Origin of the sequence: Streptomyces sp. NPDC006435 (genome assembly GCF_040612315.1) — a bacterium.
Taxonomy (GTDB): domain Bacteria; phylum Actinomycetota; class Actinomycetes; order Streptomycetales; family Streptomycetaceae; genus Streptomyces.
In genome coordinates, this window is record NZ_JBEXPY010000070.1 from 1 (window position 1) to 22,562 (window position 22,562).

Annotated in this window: 11 protein-coding genes; 3 read left to right on the forward strand and 8 right to left on the reverse strand. The window is 72.6% G+C overall.

Annotation, left to right across the window (positions count from 1 at the left end; genetic code table 11):
* The 3 genes from ABZZ04_RS36710 to ABZZ04_RS36720 all read right to left on the reverse strand — a co-directional run.
* A partial coding sequence (locus ABZZ04_RS36710; protein ID WP_356936582.1) for a condensation domain-containing protein occupies positions 1-1,679 on the reverse strand: 1,679 nt, incomplete at its 3' end.
* A complete protein-coding gene (locus tag ABZZ04_RS36715; protein WP_356936583.1) occupies positions 1,676-9,427 on the reverse strand; it encodes an amino acid adenylation domain-containing protein in 7,752 nt (2,583 codons plus the stop codon). The genes ABZZ04_RS36715 and ABZZ04_RS36710, both read right to left, overlap by 4 nt.
* Positions 9,424-17,106 carry an amino acid adenylation domain-containing protein gene (locus ABZZ04_RS36720; protein WP_356936584.1) on the reverse strand — a complete coding sequence of 2,561 codons (7,683 nt, stop codon included), beginning with the start codon at positions 17,104-17,106 and terminating at the stop codon, positions 9,424-9,426. Before ABZZ04_RS36720 ends, ABZZ04_RS36715 begins: the two co-directional genes overlap by 4 nt.
* Positions 17,107-17,508: 402 nt before the next feature.
* On the opposite strand from ABZZ04_RS36720, the gene ABZZ04_RS36725 reads away from it, so the two are divergent.
* The 3 genes from ABZZ04_RS36725 (at position 17,509) to ABZZ04_RS36735 (ending at position 19,867) form a co-directional block, all read left to right on the forward strand.
* A complete protein-coding gene (locus tag ABZZ04_RS36725; RefSeq protein WP_356936585.1) occupies positions 17,509-18,732 on the forward strand; it encodes a cytochrome P450 in 1,224 nt (407 codons plus the stop codon).
* A gap of 5 nt (positions 18,733-18,737) precedes the next feature.
* Positions 18,738-18,938 carry a ferredoxin gene (locus ABZZ04_RS36730; RefSeq protein WP_356936600.1) on the forward strand — a complete coding sequence of 67 codons (201 nt, stop codon included), beginning with the start codon at positions 18,738-18,740 and terminating at the stop codon, positions 18,936-18,938.
* A gap of 125 nt (positions 18,939-19,063) precedes the next feature.
* Positions 19,064-19,867, forward strand: coding sequence for a hypothetical protein (locus ABZZ04_RS36735; protein ID WP_356936586.1), 804 nt, complete (start codon positions 19,064-19,066; stop codon positions 19,865-19,867).
* 84 nt (positions 19,868-19,951) lie between these two features.
* Here ABZZ04_RS36735 and ABZZ04_RS36740 read toward each other — a convergent pair whose 3' ends face one another.
* The 5 genes from ABZZ04_RS36740 to ABZZ04_RS36760 are packed head-to-tail and all read right to left on the reverse strand — an operon-like array spanning position 19,952 to position 22,368.
* Positions 19,952-20,926, reverse strand: coding sequence for a hypothetical protein (locus ABZZ04_RS36740; RefSeq protein WP_356936587.1), 975 nt, complete (start codon positions 20,924-20,926; stop codon positions 19,952-19,954).
* Entirely contained in the window at positions 20,923-21,336 is a 414-nt protein-coding gene (locus ABZZ04_RS36745) for a hypothetical protein (RefSeq protein ID WP_356936588.1), read from the reverse strand. Before ABZZ04_RS36745 ends, ABZZ04_RS36740 begins: the two co-directional genes overlap by 4 nt.
* Positions 21,336-21,749 (reverse strand): hypothetical protein, encoded by a 414-nt coding sequence (locus ABZZ04_RS36750; protein WP_356936589.1) that lies wholly within the window; start codon positions 21,747-21,749, stop codon positions 21,336-21,338. The genes ABZZ04_RS36745 and ABZZ04_RS36750 overlap by 1 nt, the downstream gene beginning before the upstream one ends.
* Positions 21,749-22,117, reverse strand: a complete 369-nt coding sequence (locus ABZZ04_RS36755) for a DsrE family protein (protein WP_356936590.1) — start codon at positions 22,115-22,117, stop codon at positions 21,749-21,751. The genes ABZZ04_RS36750 and ABZZ04_RS36755 overlap by 1 nt, the downstream gene beginning before the upstream one ends.
* Positions 22,117-22,368, reverse strand: a complete 252-nt coding sequence (locus ABZZ04_RS36760) for an acyl carrier protein (protein WP_356936591.1) — start codon at positions 22,366-22,368, stop codon at positions 22,117-22,119. Before ABZZ04_RS36760 ends, ABZZ04_RS36755 begins: the two co-directional genes overlap by 1 nt.
* Positions 22,369-22,562: the final 194 nt, after the last annotated feature.

Sequence of the window (22,562 nt, forward strand, 5' to 3'; positions counted from 1 at the left end):
CGATCCGGACGCACCATCGGCACCAACGCCGCACGCCCACCCACCGACGAACCCACCACACGCTCCGCCAACAACACCACCGTCTGCGCATCGAACAGGGCGCGCACCGGGAGCTCGATCTCGAAGACGGACCGGATCCGGCTCACCAGCCGGGTGGCCAGCAGGGAGTGACCGCCCAGGTCGAAGAAGTTGTCGTCGATGGAGACCGAGTCCACCCCGAGGACCTCGGCGAACAGGCCGCAGAGCATCTCCTCGTGCGGGGTCCTGGGCGCCCGGCCCGCGGTCGGGGCGGCGGTCAGGTCCGCCACCGAGGAACCCTCGCGCGCCCGCGGGGCGGCGGGCACCTCCCAGCCGGCGGGCGGGGCGGCCGACTCCAGCGCCTCGGCGACCGGCTGCTCGCCGTTGCCGGTGACGGCCCGCAGGACCGTCTCCAGGTTGGCGAGCAGGACACCGGCGGTGTCCTCGGTGAACAGGCCGTTCTGGAAGCCCAGGCGCAGCTGGAGACGCCGGCCCGGCACCGCGATGAGCGTCAGCGGGTAGTGGGTGGCGTCGGATCCGGAGGTGCCGGTGATCGTGAGGTCGCCGAGCGAGCCCTGCAGGGAGTCCGCGTCCACCGGGTAGCTCTCGAACGCGACGAGGCTGTCGAAGAGTTCACCGCTGCCGGCGGCGCGCTGGATCTCGGTGAGGCCGATGTAGTGGTGGTCGAGCAGGGCCGACTGCTCGGCCTGGACGCGCAGCAGCAGCGCCCTGAGCGATTCGGCCGGGTCCAGCCGGATGCGTACCGGCACGGTGTTGATGAACAGGCCGACGATGCTCTCGACGCCCTCGATCTCCGGCGGCCGGCCGGAGACGGTGGCGCCGAACACGACGTCGTCGGTTCCGGTGAGCCGGGCCACCTGCAGACCCCACGCCACCTGCACCATCGTGTTGACGGTGATGCCGAGCCTGCGGGCCAGCGCGGTCAGCTGCGCGCTCTGCTCCTCGGGCAGGTCGAGGGTGATCCGGCCGGGCAGGCTCTCGACGGTCCCGTCGGCCCGCGGGGCCACCAGGGTGGGGCCGCCGAGGCCGTCCAGCGCGTCCTGCCACGCCTCCAGACCCGTCTGCTTGTCCTGCTTGCGCAGCCAGGCGAGGTACAGCTTGAACGGCGGCGCGGGCGGCAGTCCCGCCGCGTCCCCGCCGCGCTGGTACAGCTCGAAGAGCTCGCCCAGCACGATCGGCATCGACCAGCCGTCCAGCAGGATGTGGTGGCAGCTGAACATCAGCCGCCAGGAGTCCTCCGCCAGGCGCACCATGGTGAACCGCAGCAGCGGCGGGTCGGTGAGGTCGAAGCGCACGGCCTCCTCGGCCGCGGACAGTTCGGCCAGGCGGGTCTCCCGCTCGGTCCCGTCCAGCCCGGACAGGTCGTGCACGACGACCGGGGTGTCGAACTCGCGCGGCACCACCTGCACCGGCTTGCTCAGGTTCTCCGACAGGAAGCCGGCCCGCAGGTTGGTCCGGCGGACCAGCAGGGCCCGGACCGCCTCGCGGAAGACGTCCAGGTCGAACGGCCCCTCGAAGTCGACGGCCAGCCGTACGGTGTAGACGTCCAGCGCGTCCTCGTCGTACGTCGCGTGGAAGAGCATGCCTTCCTGCAGCGGTGCGAGCGGCAGGATTTCTTCGAACAGGTCCTTGCGGGTCACCGGGACTTCCTCCACTCAGCTTCCAGTACCCCGAGATCGTCGAGTTCGAGGTCGATCAGTGACAGGTCCGACGGGGCGAGACCGGCCGGTTCGCCCTCGCCGGCGTGTTCGGCGAGAGCGGTGAGCGCGCGGAACCATCCCTCGGCCAGCGCGTGCACGGCGTCCTTGTCGAGCAGGCGGCGCGGCCAGGTCCAGTTGGCCACCAGCCGCGGGCCGTTCGCGCCGTCCTCGACCAGGACGTTGAGCGACAGCGGGTGCGGGGCCGGCATCTCCGGGTCGCCGCCGAGCTGCCGCAGGACGTCGCCGTCCGCGGACATGGTCCAGGGTTCGGCACCGGCTCCGTCCCCGGTGACCGCGGTCCGGCCCAGGTAGTTGAAGCCGAACTGCGGGGAGTCGAGGGCGGCCAGCCGGTCGCGGGTGTGCGGGTTGAGGTGGCGCAGCAGGCCGAAGCCGACGCCCTCGTCCGGCATCTGCCGGAGCGTCTCCCGGACCCGGTTGAGGGCCTTGTGCAGGGCCGCGGGGTCGGTGTGGACCCGGCCCCAGGCCACCGGCCCGAGGTCCAGCCGCACCGGCGCGAGGCTGGTGAACCAGCCGACCGTGCGGGAGATGTCGAGGTCCTCCCCCTCGGGGATCTGCCGGCCGTGCCGCTCGACGTCGACCAGCACCGCGGTGCCGGCCCCCAGTCCGCGGCGGCGGCGCCAGTCGGCGACCGCCAGGGTGAACGCGGTCAGGAGCACGTCCTCGACGCCGCTCCTCGTCGCGGCGGGCACCTTGGCCAGCAGCGGCTCGGTGACCGCTTCCGGCAGGGTCAGCACGAGCGATTCCTGGGTGCTCATGGTGTCGATCGCCGGGTCGGGCGTCGCCGCCGTCACGGGTACGTCCCCGTCGGCGAGCTGCTCGGTCCACCAGGAGACCCGGGCGGCCCGTGCGGGCTCGGCGGCCAGCTCGGTGAGCCACTGCGACCAGCGCCGCCAGGAGGTGCCGACCGGTTGCAGCCCGGCCTCCCGGGCCCCGGCCGCCGCCTGCCACGCCTCGGCGAGGTCGGGCACCAGGATGCGCCACGACACCCCGTCGACGGCCAGGTGGTGACCGAGGAACAGCAGCCGTCCCGGCGCGTCGGGTCCGGCGTCGAACCAGACGACCTGCACCATCGCGCCGTCCTTCGGGGACAGCCGGGAGATCGCCCGCTCCGCGTGCTCGGCGATCAGGTCCCGTACCTTCCCGTTGTCCGCGCCGGCGACGTCGACCCGGCTCACGCAGTCGGCGGCGTCCACCGCACCGCGCGGCCGGACCTCGCCGGACCACTCGCCGTCACGGACCGTCAGCCGCAGCCGCAGCGCGTCGTGGTGGTCGAGCACGGTGGCGACGGCGGCGGTCAGCGTCTCCGGGGTGACCTCGGCGGGCACCGTGAGCAGCACCGACTGGTGGAACCGATCCGTCCGGCCGCCGTGCCCGCGCAGCCAGTGCATCATCGGGGTGAGCGGCACCTCGCCGATCCCGGCGTCCGGGTCCTGCGGGGGCAGTTCGTCGACCGTGCGGGCGACCGCCGCGATCCCGGCGACCGTCTTGTGCTCGAACACGTCCCGGGGGGTGATGACCAGGCCGCCCTTGCGGGCCTCGCTGACCAGCTTGATGGAGACGATGCTGTCGCCGCCCAGCTCGAAGAAGTTGCCTTCGGCGCCCACCTCGGGCAGGGCGAGCACGGCGGCGAACGCCTCGGCGAGGATCCGCTCGGCGTCCGTGGCCGGTCCCTCGCCGTCGCGGACGGCGGTGAGCTCGGGTGCGGGCAGCGCCCTGGTGTCGAGCTTGCCGTTGACCGTCAGCGGCAGGGCGTCCAGCACCACGAACACCTGCGGCACCATGTACTCCGGGAGCCGCTCGGCCGCGCGGGCGCGCACCTCGCCGGGGTCCACGGCCGTGTCGCCCTCGGGCACCACGTAGCCGACGAGCTGGCGGACCCCGGGCCGGTCCTCGCGGACGACGACGGCCGCGCCGTCCACCCCCGCGCAGCCCGACAGCACGGACTCGATCTCGCCGAGCTCGATCCGGAACCCGCGCAGCTTGACCTGGTTGTCCCGGCGGCCGACGAACTCCAGCGCCCCGTCCGCGCGCCGGCGCACCACGTCGCCGGTCCGGTACAGCCGGGAGCCCGGTGCGCCGAACGGGTCGGCCACGAACCGCTCCGACGTCAGGTCCGCACGCCCCAGGTAGCCGCGGGCCAGTCCCACGCCCGCCACGTACAGCTCACCGGGCACACCCACCGGGCACGGGTTGAGGCCGCCGTCCAGGACGTACACCCGGGTGTTGGCGATCGGGCCGCCGATGGGCGGGGTGACCGTGCCGTCGACCGGGTCGCTCGCCGTGGCGCAGACCGTGGTCTCGGTCGGCCCGTAGGCGTTGATCACCCGGCGGCCCGGGGACCAGCGGGCGGCCAGGTCACGGGGGCACGCCTCGCCCGCGGTCACCAGGGTCAGCCCGGCGGGCGCTGCCTGGGGCTCGGCCCCGGACAGCGCAGTCGGGGTGAGGGTGGCGTGGGTGATGCCCCGGTCGGTCAGGAAGTCGGTGAGGGCGGAGCCCAGCACCGGGCCGTCGGCCGGCGTGAGGACGAGCGCGGCGCCGTTGAGCAGGGCCATGACCGTTTCCCAGGCGGACGCGTCGAAGCTGGGCGCGGCGAACTGCCCGACCCGGCTCGTGCTGTTCACGCCGAGCCGTTCCGCGTGCCACGCGGCCAGGCTGCCCAGGCCCCGGTGGGTGACCGCGACGCCCTTGGGGCGTCCGGTGGAACCGGAGGTGTAGATCACGTACGCGGGGTGGTCGATCGACAGCGGTGTCCGCCGGTCCGCGTCGGTGACCGGGGCGCCGGAGCGGCCCGCGAGTTCCTCGACGACCGCGGGGCTGTCGAGGAGCAGGGGCTCGACGACTCCGGCCGGCAGCCGGTCGACCAGGCCCTCGAGGGTGACCACGAGCGCGGGTGCGCTGTCGGAGACCATGTACTCGATGCGGTCGGCCGGGTGGTTCGGGTCGACCGGCACATAGGCCCCGCCGGAGGTCATCACGGCCAGCAGCGCCGTGGTGAGGTCGACCGACCGGGGCAGGACCAGCGCGACCCGGTCCTCCGGTCCGACCCCGCGGTCGATCAGCAGCCGGGCGAGCCGGGCGGCCCGGTCGGCCAGTCCGGCGTAGTCGACGGTGATGTCGTCGCCGACCACGGCGGGCCGGTCGGGCACGGCGGCGGCCTGCCGGGCGAACAGGTCCGGGACGGTGCCGGGGGGCACCGGCCGCTCGCTGTCGTTCCAGCCGACGAGCAGTCGTTCGCGCTGCTCCGCCGGCAGGATCTCCAGCCGGCGCACCGGCCGGGTGGGGTCCTCGACGACGGCGTGCAGCAGTGTGACCAGGTGGTCGGCCAGGCGCTCCGCACTCTCCCGGTCGAACAGGTCGGTGCTGTAGTTGAGGATGCCGGAGATCCCGCCGGTCGCGGAGTCCTCGGCCAGGCTGAGTTCCAGGTCGACCTTGGCGACCGGGAGCAGCAGGTCCTGGGCGGTGACCCGGAGGCCGGGCAGCTCCAGCTCCCCCGAGGTGTTGTTCTGGTACGCGAGCAGCACCTGGAACAGCGGGTTGTGCGACAGCGAGCGGTCGGCGCCGACGAGGTCGACCAGCCGCTCGAAGGGCAGGTCCTGGTGCGCGTAGGCGCCCAGGGCGGTGGTGCGGGCGCGGCGCAGCAGATCGACGAAGCTCGGGTCGCCGGACACGTCGGTGCGCAGCACCAGGGTGTTGACGAAGAATCCGATGAGGTCGTCGGCCGCGGCGTCCAGCCGGCCGGCGACCGGGGTGCCGATGGGGATGTCCGTGCCGGCGCCGAGCCGGGACAGCAGCGCGGCCAGGGCCGCCTGGAAGACCATGAACGGCGTGGTGTCGGTGCGGCCGGCGAGTTCGCGCAGCTTCCCGCCGAGCTCGGCGTCGATGGTCACCGGGACGACGGCGCCCCGGTGGGTGGCGACCGGCGGGCGCGGCCGGTCCGCCGGGAGTTCGAGCTCCTGCGGGGAGCCGGCGAGCTGTTCGGCCCAGTACGCCTGCTGGGAGGCGGCCAGGCTGTCCTCGTCCTGCTCGTCGCCCAGCAGTTGCTGCTGCCACAGCGTGTAGTCCGCGTACTGCACCGGCAGCGGCTCCCACTGCGGTGCCGCGCCGGCCAGCCGGGTGCGGTAGGCCTCGCCGAGGTCGCGGGCGAGCGGGGCCTGCGACCAGCCGTCCCCGGCGATGTGGTGCACGACGACGCACAGCACGTGCTCGTCCGGGGCGGTGCGGAAGAGCCAGGCCCGTACCGGCAGGTCGCGGGCGAGGTCGAAGCCGGCGGAACCGGCAACGTCCAGCGCAGTGGCCAGTCCGGCCTCCGGCACGTCGGAGACCTCGATGGTCACCGTCGCCGACTCGGCCGGGACGATCTGCTGCCGGGGCTCGCCGTCGGTGTCCGGGAAGACGGTGCGCAGCGACTCGTGCCGTCCGAGCACGTCGCCGAACGCGGCGGTCAGGGCCTCGGCGTCCAGCTCTCCGGAGAGGCGGACGGCGAACGGGATGTTGTAGGTGGCGCTCGGCCCCTCCATCCGGTTGAGGAACCACAGCCTGCGCTGGGCGAACGAGAGCGGCACCCGCTCCGGCCGGTCGGCCGGGCGCAGCGGCACCCGGGCCGAGGACGGGGTGTCCGTGAGCCGCACCGCGAGCTGGGCCACGGTCGGTTCCTCGAAGACCCGGCGGATCGGCAGTTCGACGCCGAGCACAGCGCGCACCCGGCTGACGAGCCGGGTGGCGAGCAGCGAGTGGCCGCCGAGTTCGAAGAAGTTGTCGTTGACCGAGACGGCGGGCAGGCCGAGGACTTCCTCGAACAGCCCGCACAGCAGCTCCTCGTGCGGGGTCCGCGGGCCGCGGGCGTCCTCCACGACGTGCTCGGGGGCGGGCAGCGCCTTGGTGTCGAGCTTGCCGTTGGTGGTCAGCGGCAGCGCGTCCAGGACGACGACCGGGCGCGGCACCATGTACTCCGGCAGCCGCTCGGCGGCCCAGGTCCGCAGCTCCTCCGGGTCGAGCCCGGCGTCCGCGGCGGGCACCGCGTAGCCGACGAGCTGCCGGACGCCGGGCCGGTCCTCGCGGACCATGACGGCGACCTGGCCGACCGCTTCGTGACCGGCGAGCACGGACTCGATCTCGCCGAGCTCGATCCGGAACCCGCGCAGCTTGACCTGGTTGTCCCGGCGGCCGACGAACTCCAGCACCCCGTCGGCGCACCAGCGCACCACGTCGCCGGTCCGGTACAGCCGGGAGCCCGGGGCACCGAACGGGTCGGCCACGAACCGCTCCGACGTCAGACCCGCACGCCCCAGATAGCCGCGGGCCAGCCCCACGCCCGACACGTACAGCTCACCGGGCACACCCACCGGACACAGGTTCAGTCCGCTGTCCAGGACGTACACCCGCTTGCCGTCGAAGGGGCGCCCGATCGGCACCGGGTCCGGCACGGGTCCGTCCGCGGTCAGCGGGTGCGCGGCGGCGATGACGGTGACCTCGGTCGGCCCGTAGGCGTCCACGACCGTGATGTCCGGGCAGGCGTCCAGCACCTGGCGCACCGAAGCGGCCGGTACCGCCTCGCCGCCGGCCCACACCTCGCGCAGCGGCCGGAAGGTCTCCGGCGCCTCGGCCGCGATCAGCCGGAACAGGCCGGTGGTGAACAGCGCAGCGGTGACGCGTCCTTCGGCGATGGTCCGGCCGATGGTGGCCACGTCCAGCTCGCCGGGCGGGCCGACCACCAGGGTGCCGCCGTTCAGCAGCGGGGTCCACATCTCGTACGTCGAGGCGTCGAAGGCGTGGGCCGAGTGCATCAGCACCCGCTCCTGCGCCCCGCCCGCGAACAGGCTGTCGGCGACCAGGTCGCCGATGCCGCGGTGGGTGACGGCGACGCCCTTCGGCCGGCCCGTCGAGCCGGAGGTGTACATGATGCACGCGATCCGTTCCGGGCCCGGCGGCATCGGGACGCCGCCGGCCGGGACCGGGTACTCGTCGGGCAGGTCGCCCTGTTCCAGGATCAGCGAGGTACCGCTGTCGCCCAGGACGTAATCGCGCCGGGAGAGCGGCCAGCGGTGGTCGACGGGCACGTACGCCGCGCCCGCCCGCAGCACGCCGAGCACGGCGAGCACGAACTCGGCGGAACGGTCCATGGCGATGCCGACCGGTTCCTCGGGGCGCACCCCGCGGTCGAGCAGCCAGGCGGCGATCTGCTCGACCCGGTGGCTCAGTTCCGCGTAGGTCAGCGACCGGTCGCCGCGGACCAGCGCCTCCCGGTCCGGGGTCTCGGCGGTGCGCAGCGCCAGCAGCTCCGGCACGGTGCGGGCCGGTACCGGGACGGGGGCCGGGTTCCACTCGTCGAGCAGGAGCGCGCGCTCGGCGTCGTCCAGCAGCTCGACCGCCCCGGCCTGTCCGGACGGGTCGTCGACGAAGGACTCCAGGACGGCGGTCAGCCGCTTGCGGAAGCCCTCGATCTCGGCCTCGTCGAAGGCGTCGGAGCGGTAGGTGAAGCGCAGTTCGAGCGAGGAGCCGGGGATGACCATGAGGGCGAGCGGGTAGTGCGCGCCGTCGGTGGAGAAGAAGCCGGCGACCGACAGTCCGCCGGGAAGGGTCAGGGCCGCCGGGTCGACCGGGAAGTTCTCGAGGACGGTGAGGGTGTCGAACAGTTCGCCGAGCCCGGCCGCCCGCTGGATCTCCGCCAGACCGAGGTGCTGGTGGGACATCAGCGCCTGCTGCTCCTCCTGGATCCGTCCGCAGAGCGCGAGCAGCGACTCCTCGGGGCGGATCCGGACCCGTACGGGCACGGTGTTGAGGAAGAGCCCGACCATGGTGTGCACACCGGGGATCTCCGGCGAGCGGCCGGCCAGGGTCATGCCGAAGGTGACGTCGCGGCGGTCGGTCAGCCTGCCCAGCAGCAGCCCCCACGCGGCCTGCACCACGGTGTTGAGGGTGATGCCGTGCTCGCGGGCCCGTTCGGTCAGCCGCCGGGTGGTCTCCGGCGAGAGCCGGCCGATGACCCGGCTGGGCAGCACCGACGTGGAGCGGTCGTCGGGCATCGCGGCCAGCATGGTGGGCTCCTCCAGGCCCTCCAGCGCGCTGCTCCAGGCCCGGACGGCTCCCTCGCGGTCCCGCTTGGCGAGCCACGCCAGGTGGTAGCGGTACGGGGTCACCGCGGGCAGTGCGGCGGCGTCGCCCGCCGCGTACAGCTCGAACAGCTCGCGCACCAGGACCGGTGCCGACCAGCCGTCCAGCAGGATGTGGTGGTTGGTCACCAGCAGCCGGTGGCGGTCCGGCGTCACCCGGACCACGGTGAACCGCAGCAGCGGCGGGGTGCGCAGGTCGAAGCGGGCCGCGCGGTCGCGTTCGGTGATCTCGCGCAGCGCCGCTTCCCGCTCCTGCTCCGGCAGGTCGGTCAGGTCGGCCTCGTGCCACGGGAGTTCGACCGTCTTCGGAATGAACTGCAGTGCGCGCGGGCCGTCGTGCCGGAAGCCGGCGCGCAGGTTGCCGTGCCGCTCCAGCAGGGCGCGGGCGGCGGTGTGCAGGGCCGGGACGTCGAGCGGGCCGTCGATGTCCAGGCCGAGCTGCATGACGTAGACGTCCGGGCCGGGCTGGTCGTCGTACTGCGCGTGGAAGAGCAGGCCCTCCTGCAGCGGGGTGAGCGGCAGCACGGCTTCCAGCGACGAGGTGTCCTTCGTACTCATTCCGAAACGCTCCATTTCGACTCGAACTGGTCGAGTTCGTCCTGCGAGAGCAAGTCCATGTCCCATTCGCTGTCGGCCGCCGGGTCCGTCCTGCCGGCGTCGGTGGACACCGGCGCGGCCATCGCGGCGATGGCCCGCACGGTGCGGTGCGCGAACACGTCCTGCGGGGTGAACTCCAGCCCCTCGGCACGTGCCCGGCTGACGAGCTGGATCGAGACGATGCTGTCGCCGCCCTGGCGGAAGAAGTCGTCGTCCACACCGGCCCGGGAGAGTCCGAGCACCTCGGCGAAGAGCCGGGCGACCGTCTTCTCCTGCGGGGTGACGGGCACCGCGTCCGAGGCGGGCGCCGCCATGTCGGGCGCGGGCAGCGCCTTGTGGTCGAGCTTGCCGTTCAGGGTGACGGGCAGGGCGTCCAGCAGGACCAGTGCGGCGGGCATCATGTGGTCGGGCAGCCGCTGTGCGAGCGCGTTCTGCAGTTCGGCCACCAGCGCGCCGCTCTTGCGGACGACCAGCGGGTCGTTGGCGTACTTCGCGGGTGTCCCGTCCGGGAGGTACAGGTCCCGGTAGGCGGGCACGGCACCGCCGTCGGCGGGCTCCGGCACGAACACCGCGTCCAGCCGGCCGTCCTCGGACCCGGCCGTCCAGGTCACGAGCGCCCGGTAGCCGGCGAGGGAGCCCACCTCGTGCAGGGCCGTGACCTCGGCGTCGTCCGTCGCCGCGGGGGCGTCGTCCCCGGCCGCCATGGCCAGGTCGACGGCGAGCCTGCTGTTGGGGATGCCGGTGACCCGCAGCCCGGCCGGACGCTCCCGGTGCAGTCGCGCGGCCAGTGCGTCGAGTCCGCCGACGGTCTCCCAGGCGACGGCCGGTGCGTCGGCGAGCGAGACCGGGGCGGCCGGCCGCTTGTGCAGCACCACGTCGTAGCGGTAGCGGTTCAGTTCGTTGGCGTAGTCCCCGCGCTTGATGCGGATGTCCGCACCGCCGAAGCCGTCCAGCACCCCGTCGAGGGTGTCGAACAGGGCGGGGTCGACCAGCAGCTCGGTCTCGCGCTCGACCGCCCGGTCCACCGCGTGCCGGGTGGCGTCGGTGCCGTCCCCGGGCCGGGCCGTGCGGTGCACGGCCGTCCGCATGCAGCGCAGCAGCCGCAGGTCGCGGATGTCGCCGAGGAAGACCGAACCGGTGTCGCCGAGCAGGGTGAACGCCTTCGCGATGACCTCGGTCAGGTAGTCCACGCTCGGGAAGTACTGCGCCACCGAGTTGATCACGACGGTGTCGAACGTCCCGGCCGGCAGCTCGTCCAGCACGTGCGCCGCCGCCGCGGTGAACCGGGTCCGGCCCGCCAGCACCGGGTCCTGCGCGGTCTGCCGCCGCAGGGTGGCGATGACCTCGCCGGACAGGTCGGTGCCCCAGTAGAGCTCCACGTGGGGGGCGACCGGCGTCATGATCAGGCCGGCGCCGACGCCGATCTCCAGCACCCGGCGCGGCTTCAGCTCCAGGATCCGGTCGACCGTCGCCGCGCGCCAGGCGCGCATCTCCGTCTCGGGCAGCTCCGAGCCGTCGTAACTGCTGTGCCAGCCGCTGAAGTTCTCGCCGAGCGGCGGACCGTCCTGGGCGGAGGCCCCGTACACCTCGTCGTTGATGACCTGCCACTTGTCGACCTGGTCGGTCTCCAGGCCGGTGTCCCGGGAACCGGAGTCCTGCTCGGCGGGCACCACGTAGCCGACCAGTCTGCGCTCGCCGGGCCGGTCCTCCCGGACCACGACCGCGGCCGTCTCCACCTGCGGCTGGTCGATCAGCGCGCCGGTGACCTCGCCCAGCTCCACCCGGAAGCCGCGCAGCTTCACCTGGTCGTCGGCCCGGCCGACGAACTCCAGCTGGCCGTCGGGGTGTTGGCGCACCACGTCACCGGTGCGGTACATCCGCTCCCCCGGTCCGCCGAACGGGGCGGCGACGAACCGCTCCGCGGTGAGGCCGGCCCGGCCGAGGTAGCCGCGCGCCAGGTTGATCCCGGCCACGTACAGCTCGCCGACGACGCCGGGCGCGACCGGGCTGAGCCGGGCGTCCAGCACGTACACGCGGGCGTTGGAGATCGGCGTGCCGATCGGCGGCGTGACCGCGCCGGACAGCGGCCGGCTCATCGTGGCGCAGACCGTCGTCTCGGTCGGACCGTACGCGTTGATCATGCGGCGGCCCGCCGACCAGGTGCCGGCCAGCTCCGCCGAGCACGGTTCGCCCGCGACCGTCAGCACCATGCCGGCCGGCACGGCGGCCGGGTCCAGGCCGGTCAGCGCGATCGGTGGGATCGTCGCGTGGGTGATCCGCTGCGCGGTCAGGAACCGGGCCAGCACGTCGCCGAGCAGCAGGCCCCGGTCGACCGGGAGCACCAGCGCGGCACCGCTCAGCAGGGTGATGCAGGTCTCGGAGATCGCGGCGTCGAAGCTCGGTGCCGCGTACTGGACGACCCGGCTGTCCGGCCGGATCGCGAACCGTTCGCCCTGCGCGGCGGCCAGGTTGCCGATGCCCCGGTGGGTCACCACGACGCCCTTGGGGCGGCCGGTCGAGCCGGAGGTGTAGATGACGTAGGCGGTGTGGTCGGTGGAGGCGGGCAGGCGCCGGTCCCCGTCCGACAGCGGGCCGGCCGGCCGCGACGCGATCCGGGCGGCGGTCCCCGCGGCGTCGACCACGACCGCGGGCACGCCGGGCACGACCTCGCGGGCCGTGTCGGCCACCGCCTCGGTGGTCAGCAGCAGCACGGGCGCGGAGTCGGCGGCCATGTAGGCGACCCGGTCCTGCGGATAGGCGGGGTCGACCGGGACGAACGCGGCACCCGCCGTGACCACGGCGAGCTGCGCCACGAGGAGGTCCAGCGACTTCGGCATGACCAGCAGGACCCGGTCCTCGGCTCCGATCCCGCGCGTCACCAGGTGCCGGGCGAGCCGGTTGACCCGCTCGGCCAGCTCGGCGTAGCGCAGTTCCTGTTCGCCGGCCACCACCGCGAGGGCGCCGGGGGTGCGCAGCGCCTGGGCGGTGAAGAGCTCGGCCAGGGTGCCGGACGGGACCTCGCACGCGGTGTCGTTCCAGGCGACGAGGATCCGCTCGCGCTCGTCGGCGCCCAGCACCTCCAGCTCGCTCAGGCGGCTGCCGGGCCGTCCGGTCGCCTGGTCCAGCAGCCGTGTCAGCCGGTCGATGAGCAGCTCGATGGTCGGGCGGTCGTACAGGTCGGTCGCGTACTCGACGGCGCAGGTGGTGTGGGCGGGGACGTCGCCCTCGCCCTCCACCTCGCGGAAGTCGAACAGCAGGTCCAGCTTGGCGGTGTGGGTGACGGCGGGCTCGATCCAGGCGTCGAGGCCCGGCAGGTCCAGGGTCGGGGTCGCGTTGTTCTGGAAGCCCAGACCGATCTGGATCAGCGGGTGCCGGCCCGCCGAGCGCTCCGGGTTGACCGCCTCCACCAGGCGTTCGAAGGGCAGGTCCTGGTTGGCGAAGGCGGCCAGGCCGTCCGTGCGGGCCTTGCCCAGCAGGTCGGCGAAGCTCGGGTCGCCGCTGAGGTCGGTGCGCATCACCAGGGTGTTGACCAGGAAGCCGACCAGGTTGTCGAGGGCCTCGTCGGTGCGTCCCGCGATCGAGATGCCGAGCGGGACGTCCTCACCGGCGCCGAGCTTGCTCAGCAGGGCCGCCAGCGCGGTCTGCACCACCATGAACGGGCTCACGTCGTGTTCGCGCGAGCACCGCGTCAGCTGCTGGTGCAGCTCGGGCGACAGGTCGAAGCGCAGCGTCTCGCCCCGGTAGGAGGCGACGGCGGGCCGGGGCCGGTCGGTGGGCAGGGTGACCTCTTCGGGCAGCCCCCGCAGGTACTCCGTCCAGAAGGAGAGCTGGCCGCGGATCGCGGAACCGGGGTCGTCCTCGTCGCCGAGGATCTCGCGCTGCCACAGCGTGTAGTCCGCGTACTGCACCGGCAGCGGCTCCCACTCCGGGAGGTCGCCCCGGCAGCGTGCCGTGTAGGCGGTCTGGAGGTCGCGGGTGAGCGGCACCAGGGACCAGCCGTCGCCGGCGATGTGGTGCACCGGCATGAGCAGCGCGTGCTCCTCGTCGGACACGGCGTACAGGTGCGCGCGGATGGGCGCCTCGGTGGTCAGGTCGAAGCCGACGGCGGCGCGTTCGGTCATCGCCCGGGCCAGCTCGTCGGCGGCGATCTCGGTCACGCCCATGACCGGTGTCGCCCGCTCGGCGGGCAGGATGTGCTGGCGCGGGGTGCCGTCGCGGTCGGGGAAGACGGTGCGCAGGCTCTCGTGCCGGGCGACCACGTCGCCGATCGCGGCCTGGAGGGCCTCACGGTCCAGAGAGCCGTTGAGCCGCACCACGAGCGGGATGTTGTACGTGCCGGAGCCGCCGTCGATCTTGTCGATGAACCACAGCCGCAGCTGGGCGAAGGAGAGCGGGATCTCCTCCGGCTTGTCCATCCGGGTCAGCGGGCGCCGGGCCTCGGGCACGTCGCCGTGACCGGCCAGCCAGGCGATCAGCGCCGCCGGGGTGGGGGCCTCGAACACGGTACGGATGGAGAGTTCGACGCCGAACGCCGCGCGCACCCGGCTGACCAGCCTGGTCGCCAGCAGCGAGTGTCCGCCCAGGTCGAAGAAGTTGTCGTCCATCGAGACCGAGGACAGCCCCAGGATCTCCGCGAAGAGACCGCAGAAGATCTCCTCCTCCGGGGTACGGGGTGCCCGGCCGCCCGCCACGCCCGCCACGTCGGGGGCGGGCAGGGCCTTGGTGTCGAGCTTCCCGTTCGCGGTCAGGGGCAGCGCGTCCAGCTGCACGAACCAGCTGGGCACCATGTGCTCGGGCAGGGCCGCCGCCGCGTGCTTGCGCAGTTCGGCCGACTCCAGCGCGACGTCGCCGACGACGTAGGCCACCAGCCGCTTGTCGTCGGGGGTGTCCTCCCGGACGACGACCGCCGCCTGCCGGACGTCGGGGTGCCGGAGCACGGCGGCCTCGATCTCGCCCGGCTCGATCCGGAAGCCGCGGATCTTGACCTGGTGGTCGGAGCGGCCCAGGTACTCCAGGTTCGCGGTGCCGTCCGCGGCCCAGCGGGCCAGGTCGCCGGAGCGGTACATGCGCTGTCCGGGCGGGCCGAAGGGGTCCGCGACGAACCGGGTGGAGCTCAGGTCCGGCCGCCCCAGGTATCCGTCGGCCACCGCGGGGCCACCGACATACAGTTCGCCGGCCACGCCGGGCGGGGCCGGGCGCAGGGCGGTGTCCAGGACGTAGAGGCGCAGGTCGCTGATGCCCCGGCCGATCATGCTGCCGGTGCGGACGGACGTGCACGAGGCGTCGAGCAGCAGCTCGGTGGTGTGCACCGTGGTCTCGGTGATGCCGTACATGTTGACCAGGCGCGGCGCGTCCTCGGCGTGCCGCTCGTACCACTCGGCCAGCCTGCCGAACTCCAGCGCGGCGCCGCCGAAGACCACGAACCGCAGGGCCAGCCGCCCGCCGGTCCCCGGGTCGTCCCGGTCAGCCTGGATCAGCTGGTAGAACGCCGACGGCGTCTGGCTGAGGACGGTGACCCGCTCCTGCGCCAGCAGCCGCAGGAACTCCTCCGGGGAGCGGCTGACGCCGAACGGCACCACCACGAGCTTGCCGCCGTGCAGCAGGGCGCCCCAGATCTCCCACACCGAGAAGTCGAAGGCGTAGGAGTGGAACAGCGACCACACGTCGTCCGGACCGGCGCCGGTCCACCACTCGGTCGCCTCGAAGAGCCGGATCACGTTCTGGTGGGCGACCACCACGCCCTTGGGGCGGCCGGTCGAGCCGGAGGTGTAGATGACGTAGGCGGCCTGGTCGGGCAGGACCGGTCCGCCGCGCTCGCCGTCCTGGACCGGGGTCCGCGGGAGCAGGTCGAGCTCGGCCGCCGTGTCGGGGTGGTCCAGCGCGATCTCCGGCGTCTGAAGCGCCAGTTGGGCGAAGGCCTCGTGCTGCGCGGTGATCACCGCGGTGGGCTTGGCGTCCTCGAGCGTGTAGGCGATCCGGTCCGCCGGGTACTCGGGGTCGATCGGCAGGTACGCCGCGCCCGCCTTGAGCGTGGCCAGCAGCGCGACGGGCAGGTCCGCCGAGCGCGGCATCGCCAGCGCGACGAGCTGTCCGCGCCGGACCCCGCGGCGGAGCAGCAGCCGGGCCAGCTGGTTGGAGCGCTCGTCCAGTTCGCGGTAGGTCAGCTCCCGGCCGTCGGGGCCGTCGGGGCACACCACCGCCGTGTTGTCCGGGTACGCCGCCGCGGCGGCGGCGAACCGCTCGGGCAGGGTGGCGCGTTCGGCGGCCCCGTGGACCCGGGAGGCCCCGCCCCAGTCGCCGACCAGCTTGGCCAGCATCTCGGGCTTGACGATGTCCAGGGCGCCGACGGGGCGCTCGGGGCTCGCGGCGAGCTCCCCGAGCAGCCGGATGATCAGGTCGTGGTGGCGGCGCACCTCGTCGGCGGTGTAGACGTCCGGGTTGGCCGAGACGTCGAACCGGAAGCCGCCGTCCGGCCGGCCGATCACGATCAGGGAGAAGTCGTCGTCGTGCCCGGCCATCAGCGGGTTCAGCGTCGACGGCAGTCCCGCGAAGTGCAGGGTCGGCGACACGACGTGGAGGTTGAGCCGGGGGCCGAGCAACCGGCCGTCGGAGCCCAGGAGTTTGAGTTCGCGCCGCAGGTCCTCGTAGCGGTAGCGCTTGTGCCGGGAGGCGGCGCGCATCTGCTGGTGCGCGTGCCTCACGAGCTCCTGCGCCGTCATGTCGGGACGCACCGTCATCCGTACGCCGACCACGTTGGACACCATGCCGGGCACGGCCCGCCCGGCGGCCGTGGTGCGGGCGGCGACGGACAGGGCGATCACCACGTCGTCGCTTCCGGTGATCCGGCTCGTGTACACGGCCATCGCCGCCAGGACGGCGGCGGGCCAGCCGACCCGGCCGGCCCGTGCCGCGTCGCGGACCTCGTCGCCCGTGCTCGCCGAGACCTGCCGGGTTCCGCGCACCTGGCCGGTCGGCAGCGCCGTCGGGCGGTCGCCGAGGCTCACCGCGATCGGCTTGTCGGCGAACTGCCCGGTCCAGAAGTCCCGGTCGGCGGCGAGTTCGTCGGAGTCCTGGTAGGCCAGGTCGTCCTCGACCAGCTCGCGCAGTGCCGGGAACGCCCCGGTGGAGGTGTCCTCCCCCGCCGTCAGCCGGGTGTAGACGTCGGCGGTGCGGGACGCGACGAGGCTCGCGCCGAAGCTGTCCATCACCAGGTGGTGGTAGCGGTAGTAGAAGAGGAACCGGTCGTCGGCGACCTTGATCAGCGCGAAGCGGTACAGCAGGCCCCCGGTCACGTCCAGCGGGGTCTCGGCGTCCGCCCACATCCAGGCGTCGGCCTTCTCGGCCGGGTGCTCCTCGCCGGTGAGGTCCAGGAACTCCACGGGCTGTGCCGCCCAGTCGGCGACCGGGTCGATCACCTGCACCGGGCCGGTTCCCTCATCGACGAACCGGGCGCGCAGCGCCTCGGTCTCGGTGACGACCTGGCGCATGGCGGCGGTGAACAGTCCGGGATCGACGGCACCCGCTATGTCCAGGTACAGGGCCGCGTTGAACGTCGGGTTCGGGCCGCTCAGGCTCTGGGCGTACCAGATCCCGGCCTGGCCGGCGGTCAGCGGCAGAACCGTGGCTGACGAGTCAGACATCTGTCCTCTGTTTCTTCGGGCCAGGCCGACCTGTGAGTCGGTCGGTGATTTCGACGGTCGGCGGGCGCGGTGGCTCCGGCTGCCCTGGTGTCCTGCGGTCGGCTCCGTGACGGCCGATGTGCCGGCCCTTGGCGGGGCAGGCGAAGACGCGCCCTCAGCGGGGAGACGGCTCCTCCGACGGCGGTCGAACAACGTTCAGTAAACGAATACACGTCCGGACAAGCCGTGTCGCACGTGGCTGCAATTTCCGGAAAGGGATCTTCTCCTCGGCACGCGGAATTCGGATCGGTCCGGGCGACGTCCCGTTGCAGCAAGTGGCAAGTGCCCCCGGTGGCAGGGAATTCCGTCCGTAGCATCACCACGAGCAGGCCCATGACCACGACAAAGACAGGGGAAATCCCCATGACCGACGCCATGGAGAAGCCGGCGACCTGCCCCGTCGCCCCGCGCGGCTGGCCCAACCCGCTGCTGCCTGAGTACGACCAGGTTCCGGAGGGGCGCCCGCTGACCCAGGTGACCATGCCGTCGGGCAGCAAGGCGTGGCTGGTCTCCCGGCACGACCACATCCAGCGGCTGCTGGCCGACAACCGGTTCAGCGTGGAGCCGCACCCCACGTTCCCGATCCGGTTCCCGGCGCCGCAGGAACTGCTGGACATGATCGCCCGGGACGCGAAGAACCTGCTGGTGACCATGGACCCGCCGCGGCACACCCGGGTGCGTCAGATGTCCCTGCCGGACTTCACCATCAAGGCCGTCGAGAAGCTGCGCCCCCGGGTCCAGGAGCTCATCGACCACTACCTGGACGCGATGGAGCGGGACGGGGGCCCCCTCGACCTGGTCCAGGCGCTGGCCCTGCCGCTGCCGGCCCAGGTGATCTGCGAGCTGGCCGGGATCCCCGAGGCCGAGCGCGACGTCTTCACCCGCAACGCCGCGATCATGGTGGGCACGCGGCACTCGTACACCATGGACGAGAAGCTGGCCGCCAACGAGGAGCTGATGAAGCACTTCGCGGCCCTCGTCACCGAGAAGCAGCAGAACCCCACCGACGACATGCTCGGCAACTTCATCACGCGGGCCGGCCGGACCGACGAGTTCGACCACCACGGCCTGACGCTGATGACGAAGATGCTGCTGCTCGCGGGTTACGAGTTCATCGTGAACCGCATCGCGCTCGGCACCCAGACGCTGCTCGACCACCCCGACCAGCTCAAGGCGCTGCAGGCCGACCCCGAGGCCCTCATGCCGAAGACGGTCAATGAGGTGCTGCGCTACTTCAGCCTGGTCGACGAGATCATCGCCCGCGTCGCGCTCGCCGACGTGGAGATCGACGGGGTGACCATCAAGGAGGGCGAGGGCATCCTCGTGCTCAAGGGCCTCGGCGACCGCGACCCCGCCAAGTACGAGAACCCGGACTCCTTCGACATCCACCGCGACTCGCGGGACCACCTCGCCTTCGGCTACGGCGTCCACCAGTGCCTCGGCCAGCACGTCGCGCGCCTGATGATGGAGCTGTGCTTCACCTCGCTGTTCACCCGGTTCCCGGACCTGCACGTTGTCGAGTCGGACGAGCCGATCGAGCTCATCGACGGCCTGCCGCCGGTGCACAAGCTCGTGGTCGGCTGGTGACCGCGATGAAGGTGCACGTGGAACGCGACCGCTGCATCGGCGCCGGGCTGTGCGTGATGAGCGCGCCGACCGTCTTCGACCAGGGGGACGACGACGGGCTGGTGATCCTGCTGAACGACAGCCCCTCGGAGGCCGAGGCCGACAACCTGCGCAAGGTCGCCCAGCACATCTGCCCCTCGAAGGCCATCCTCATCACCGAGGACTGAATCACCGAGGACTGAGCGCGCCTCGCACCGGCTCGCGGGTCCGCCGCCGCACCCGCGGTGGCGGACCCGTCGTCGTTGCCCGCCGCGCCCGTCCTCGCAACCTCCGACCAGAGTGGACAGCACACATGACAAAGCTCACCGGATGGAAAGTGCTCAGAGCGGGCCGGGGTTCCGGTCTCGTGCTCACCGTCGACTTCGCCACCACCGGCCGCTCCGACTCCAGCTTCTCCGACCTCGCCCCGCGGCTGGACCCGCAGTTGACGGTGTGGGAGACCCGGCAGCCCGACACCGCGGACGGGATGTCCGCGCAGGACTACATCGAGTTGTGGACCCGCGAGATCAAGGACAGCGGGCTGACCGTCCTGGCGGTGCTCGGCTACTGCGCGGGCAGTGTGTTCGCCGGCGAGCTGGCCGCCAGGATCGGTGACTGGCAGGAACAGCCGCCCCGGTTCGTGATGTTCGACCCGGAGGTGCCGACCCCGGACGGCCTGGACCGGGACTTCACCGCCATGATGGACCAGTTCGCCGCGGTGCTGTCCCCCGAGGAGGCGACCGCCGCCCGCGAGGCCTCCCGGCAGGCCCGGACGGACGCCCCGGACTTCGCCGCCTTCGGCGACGAGCTCGTCCGGATCTTCCGGGAGCAGGCCGGTGCGGCGTTCGTGCGCGAGGAGCTCGACACGGAACTGCTGGAGGAGTTCGCGGCGGTGTTCCGGTCGTTCGTGTCGTACCTGGACGCGGCCCGGCAGATCGACCCGACCGCAGCCTGGGGCACCGCCGTCGCGGTGAACTCCGACAACCCGACCGAGGGCGCCCTGCTGGCCCCGGAGTCCGTCGGCATTCCCGTCGCCCACGTCGACATCCTGCGCAGTCCGCTGACGGCCGAGGCCATCGACCGGATCGTCGCGGCCCACACCGCCGCGACCGCGTGACGACGAAGCGGCCCGCCCGCGGGGACCGGAGAGGATTTCCGTTCCCGCGGGCGGGCCGCTTCGTCGTGCTCCGCGGCCCGGCCGTCAGGTGGCCGCGGCCGCCTTCCGGTCGACCCGCTCACGCGGCCGGCTCGACCCGATCATGGCACCGACCGTCATGACGCACCGGTCGCCGTCCCAGGTCTGCCCGGACACGAAGACGTTGTCGGACATCATCCGGTCGATCCGGGCCACATGGCGCAGCACCGCTCCCGGCCGGACCTCGCCCGCGAACCGGCAGTTGCGGAAGGCCGCGGCCACCTGCACACCGTCGGTGGTGCCGCTGGACAGCCACAGGAGTATCGAGGACTGCCCGAAGGACTCCAGCATCAGCGCCCTGGGGTAGGCGTACCGCGACAGCGGCAGCCCGTCGGCCATCGACCGGTAGCACGGCTCGGAACCGGAGACCGCCTTGAGCGTGGTGATCTCCCGGCCCGCGTCGAAGGCCTCCACCCGGTCCACCAGGAGCATGGGGTGCCGTACCGGCAGCCGGTCCAGGATCTCGGTGTAGTCCGGCCCGTGCCCGGTGGTGGCGGGCAGGGGCGCCTCGTCCGCGGGGGCGAGCGGCGCACCGGCCGGCCCGGCGTCGCCGTGGCCGAGCACCAGCTTCACCGCCAGGACCGGGGTGCCGTCCTGCCGTACGCCGTCGGCGGCGACCCGCCAGGGGCCGTCGTCGGACCGCTCGGCCGTGACGTCCAGGCGGATCTCGTCGCCGCCCTGCATGGGCGCCAGCCACCTGCCGGAGACGACCTCCAGCAGGTTCAGCGGCTCGTCGGCGCCGGTGAGGACGGTCAGCGCCTGCCGGAGTCCCTCCAGCACGAACACGGCGGGCAGCAGGGTGAGGCCCGGGAAGTGTCCGCCCATGTAGGGGTCGTCGGCGCTGACCGTCTTGAACGTACGGAACCGCAGGCCCGGCCCGTCGGGGCAGGACTCGATCCGGTCGATCGCCCGCAGCGGGGTCGCGAAGCTGTGCCGGTCCCCGGTCCATGGCTCGATCCGGGAGACGAGCGGGCCGGTCACACGAACCACACGTGGTCGTAATCGGGCCAGCGGGCCGCCAGTTCGGCCTGGCCGATGCAGGTGACCCCTGGCACCAACTGCTTCTCGCTCACCCCGAGTTCGGCCAGGGCCTCGGCATCCACGAAGACGTTGAAGCCCTCCGCGACCAGATCGCGCACCGAACCCCGGTAGTCCGGCAGTGTGTCCAGCACCGTCGAGCCGAGCCGTACGGAGGGCCGGTAGTCGTCCTCCTCGACGGCCATCGTCACCGTCGCGCCGCGGAGCGCCAGGTCCACCTGCTCGAACTGGCCGTGCAGATCGATCAGTCCGTAGAGCGGGTGGAAGAACTGGGCCTCGACGGCGCCCCGGTAGGCGCGGTCGATGAGGCAGAGCACGCGCCGGCGGGGCTCCGCCCGTTGGGTGGTGGTCATCAGGCTCCCCCGAGATAGAGCGTCTGCTTGGCCCCGGCCATGGTTCCCGCCAGCCGGAGCGGCGACCGGTGCCGCACCTGCGGGATGTGGTGGGTCGCGCCGCGCTCCTCGGAGCACGCGGTGCACGCGATCCACGCGAAGCGGCCGTCGCTGTCGGCCATCAGCTGCCGGACGATCGCCGCGGGCGAGGGGTAATGGCCCTCGGGGTCACGGGTGTTCGGCAACTTGGTGTCGCCGAAGGTGTCCTGGGTCATCATGTTGGCGTACCCGCACGCCCAGACCCGTACCGAGCCGCCGCCGTCGAGCACCGCCTGCGAGAGCCGCAGCGCGGAGGTGACCACGTCGCCGGAGTGCGGGGCGGCCGTCAGGACGAGCAGCAGATCCCACATCCGGCGCTTCATCGAGCTCCCCATCAGTGCCACACACCCCTGCAGTCGTCCTCGGCCAGAGCCGCCGCGACGGTCTCCATGCCGGCGAGTTTCACGTGCGGCGACAGCTTCGTGCCGCCGAGCGCGCGCTGCGCCGCCGAGAAGTCGTCCACGAGGACCTCGACCCCGGCCTCGGCGAGCCGGTCGATCTCGGGCGTCCGGGTGCCGACGGCGCTGAGCACGCCGTCCTCCACGAGGTAGACCCGCACCCGGTGACCGGCGTCGGCCAGCGCGGCGGCGTCCCGGAGGAAGGTGCCCGCGTTGGGGCCGGCCCAGTTCCCCTTGCTCTCGATCAGGAAGTAGGAGACGGAATTCCCGTCGGCGCCCGATGAGTGGGCCGGCTGCGCGTCCATCAACCGCCCAGCTTCCTGCTGAGCAGTGCGTGGATGTCGGGGAACGTACGGAGCTCGGCGAGCTCCTCCTCGGGAATCTTGACCCCGTAACGCTGCTCCAGCGTGACCAGGAGTTCCAGCGCCACCACCGAGTCGACGCCCAGCTCCTCGATGAAGAGCGCGTCGTCGGTCAGTTCCGAGGATTCGACGTCCAGGGTGTCCGCAACCAGTTCCCGGAGCTCCGACGTGTTAAGCGTGCTTTCGACACTCACCGGATTCTCTTTCTCATAGGGCTATTCATATCGACAATCGCGCTGTTTCGCGTGCACTATTTCCGGACGATACGGCGCCGGGTTGATCGCGCTGATGGTATTGCAGGCGCCCGACGGGCGAGGAGACGCTCAGGCGATTACTGCAGGTACTTGCAAGGGCAACGGACACCACTCTTTATCGGAGGCACCCTGGT

Bases quoted from the DNA above. Each gene is read 5' to 3' on its own strand.
- ABZZ04_RS36730 (WP_356936600.1), top strand. From the start codon at position 18,738: ATGAAGGTGCACGTGGAACGCGACCGCTGCATCGGCGCCGGGCTGTGC.
- ABZZ04_RS36750 (WP_356936589.1), bottom strand. From the start codon at position 21,749: ATGGGGAGCTCGATGAAGCGCCGGATGTGGGATCTGCTGCTCGTCCTG.
- ABZZ04_RS36720 (WP_356936584.1), bottom strand. From the start codon at position 17,106: ATGTCTGACTCGTCAGCCACGGTTCTGCCGCTGACCGCCGGCCAGGCC.
- ABZZ04_RS36715 (WP_356936583.1), bottom strand. From the start codon at position 9,427: ATGAGTACGAAGGACACCTCGTCGCTGGAAGCCGTGCTGCCGCTCACC.
- ABZZ04_RS36745 (WP_356936588.1), bottom strand. From the start codon at position 21,336: ATGACCACCACCCAACGGGCGGAGCCCCGCCGGCGCGTGCTCTGCCTC.
- ABZZ04_RS36755 (WP_356936590.1), bottom strand. From the start codon at position 22,117: ATGGACGCGCAGCCGGCCCACTCATCGGGCGCCGACGGGAATTCCGTC.
- ABZZ04_RS36725 (WP_356936585.1), top strand. From the start codon at position 17,509: ATGACCGACGCCATGGAGAAGCCGGCGACCTGCCCCGTCGCCCCGCGC.
- ABZZ04_RS36735 (WP_356936586.1), top strand. From the start codon at position 19,064: ATGACAAAGCTCACCGGATGGAAAGTGCTCAGAGCGGGCCGGGGTTCC.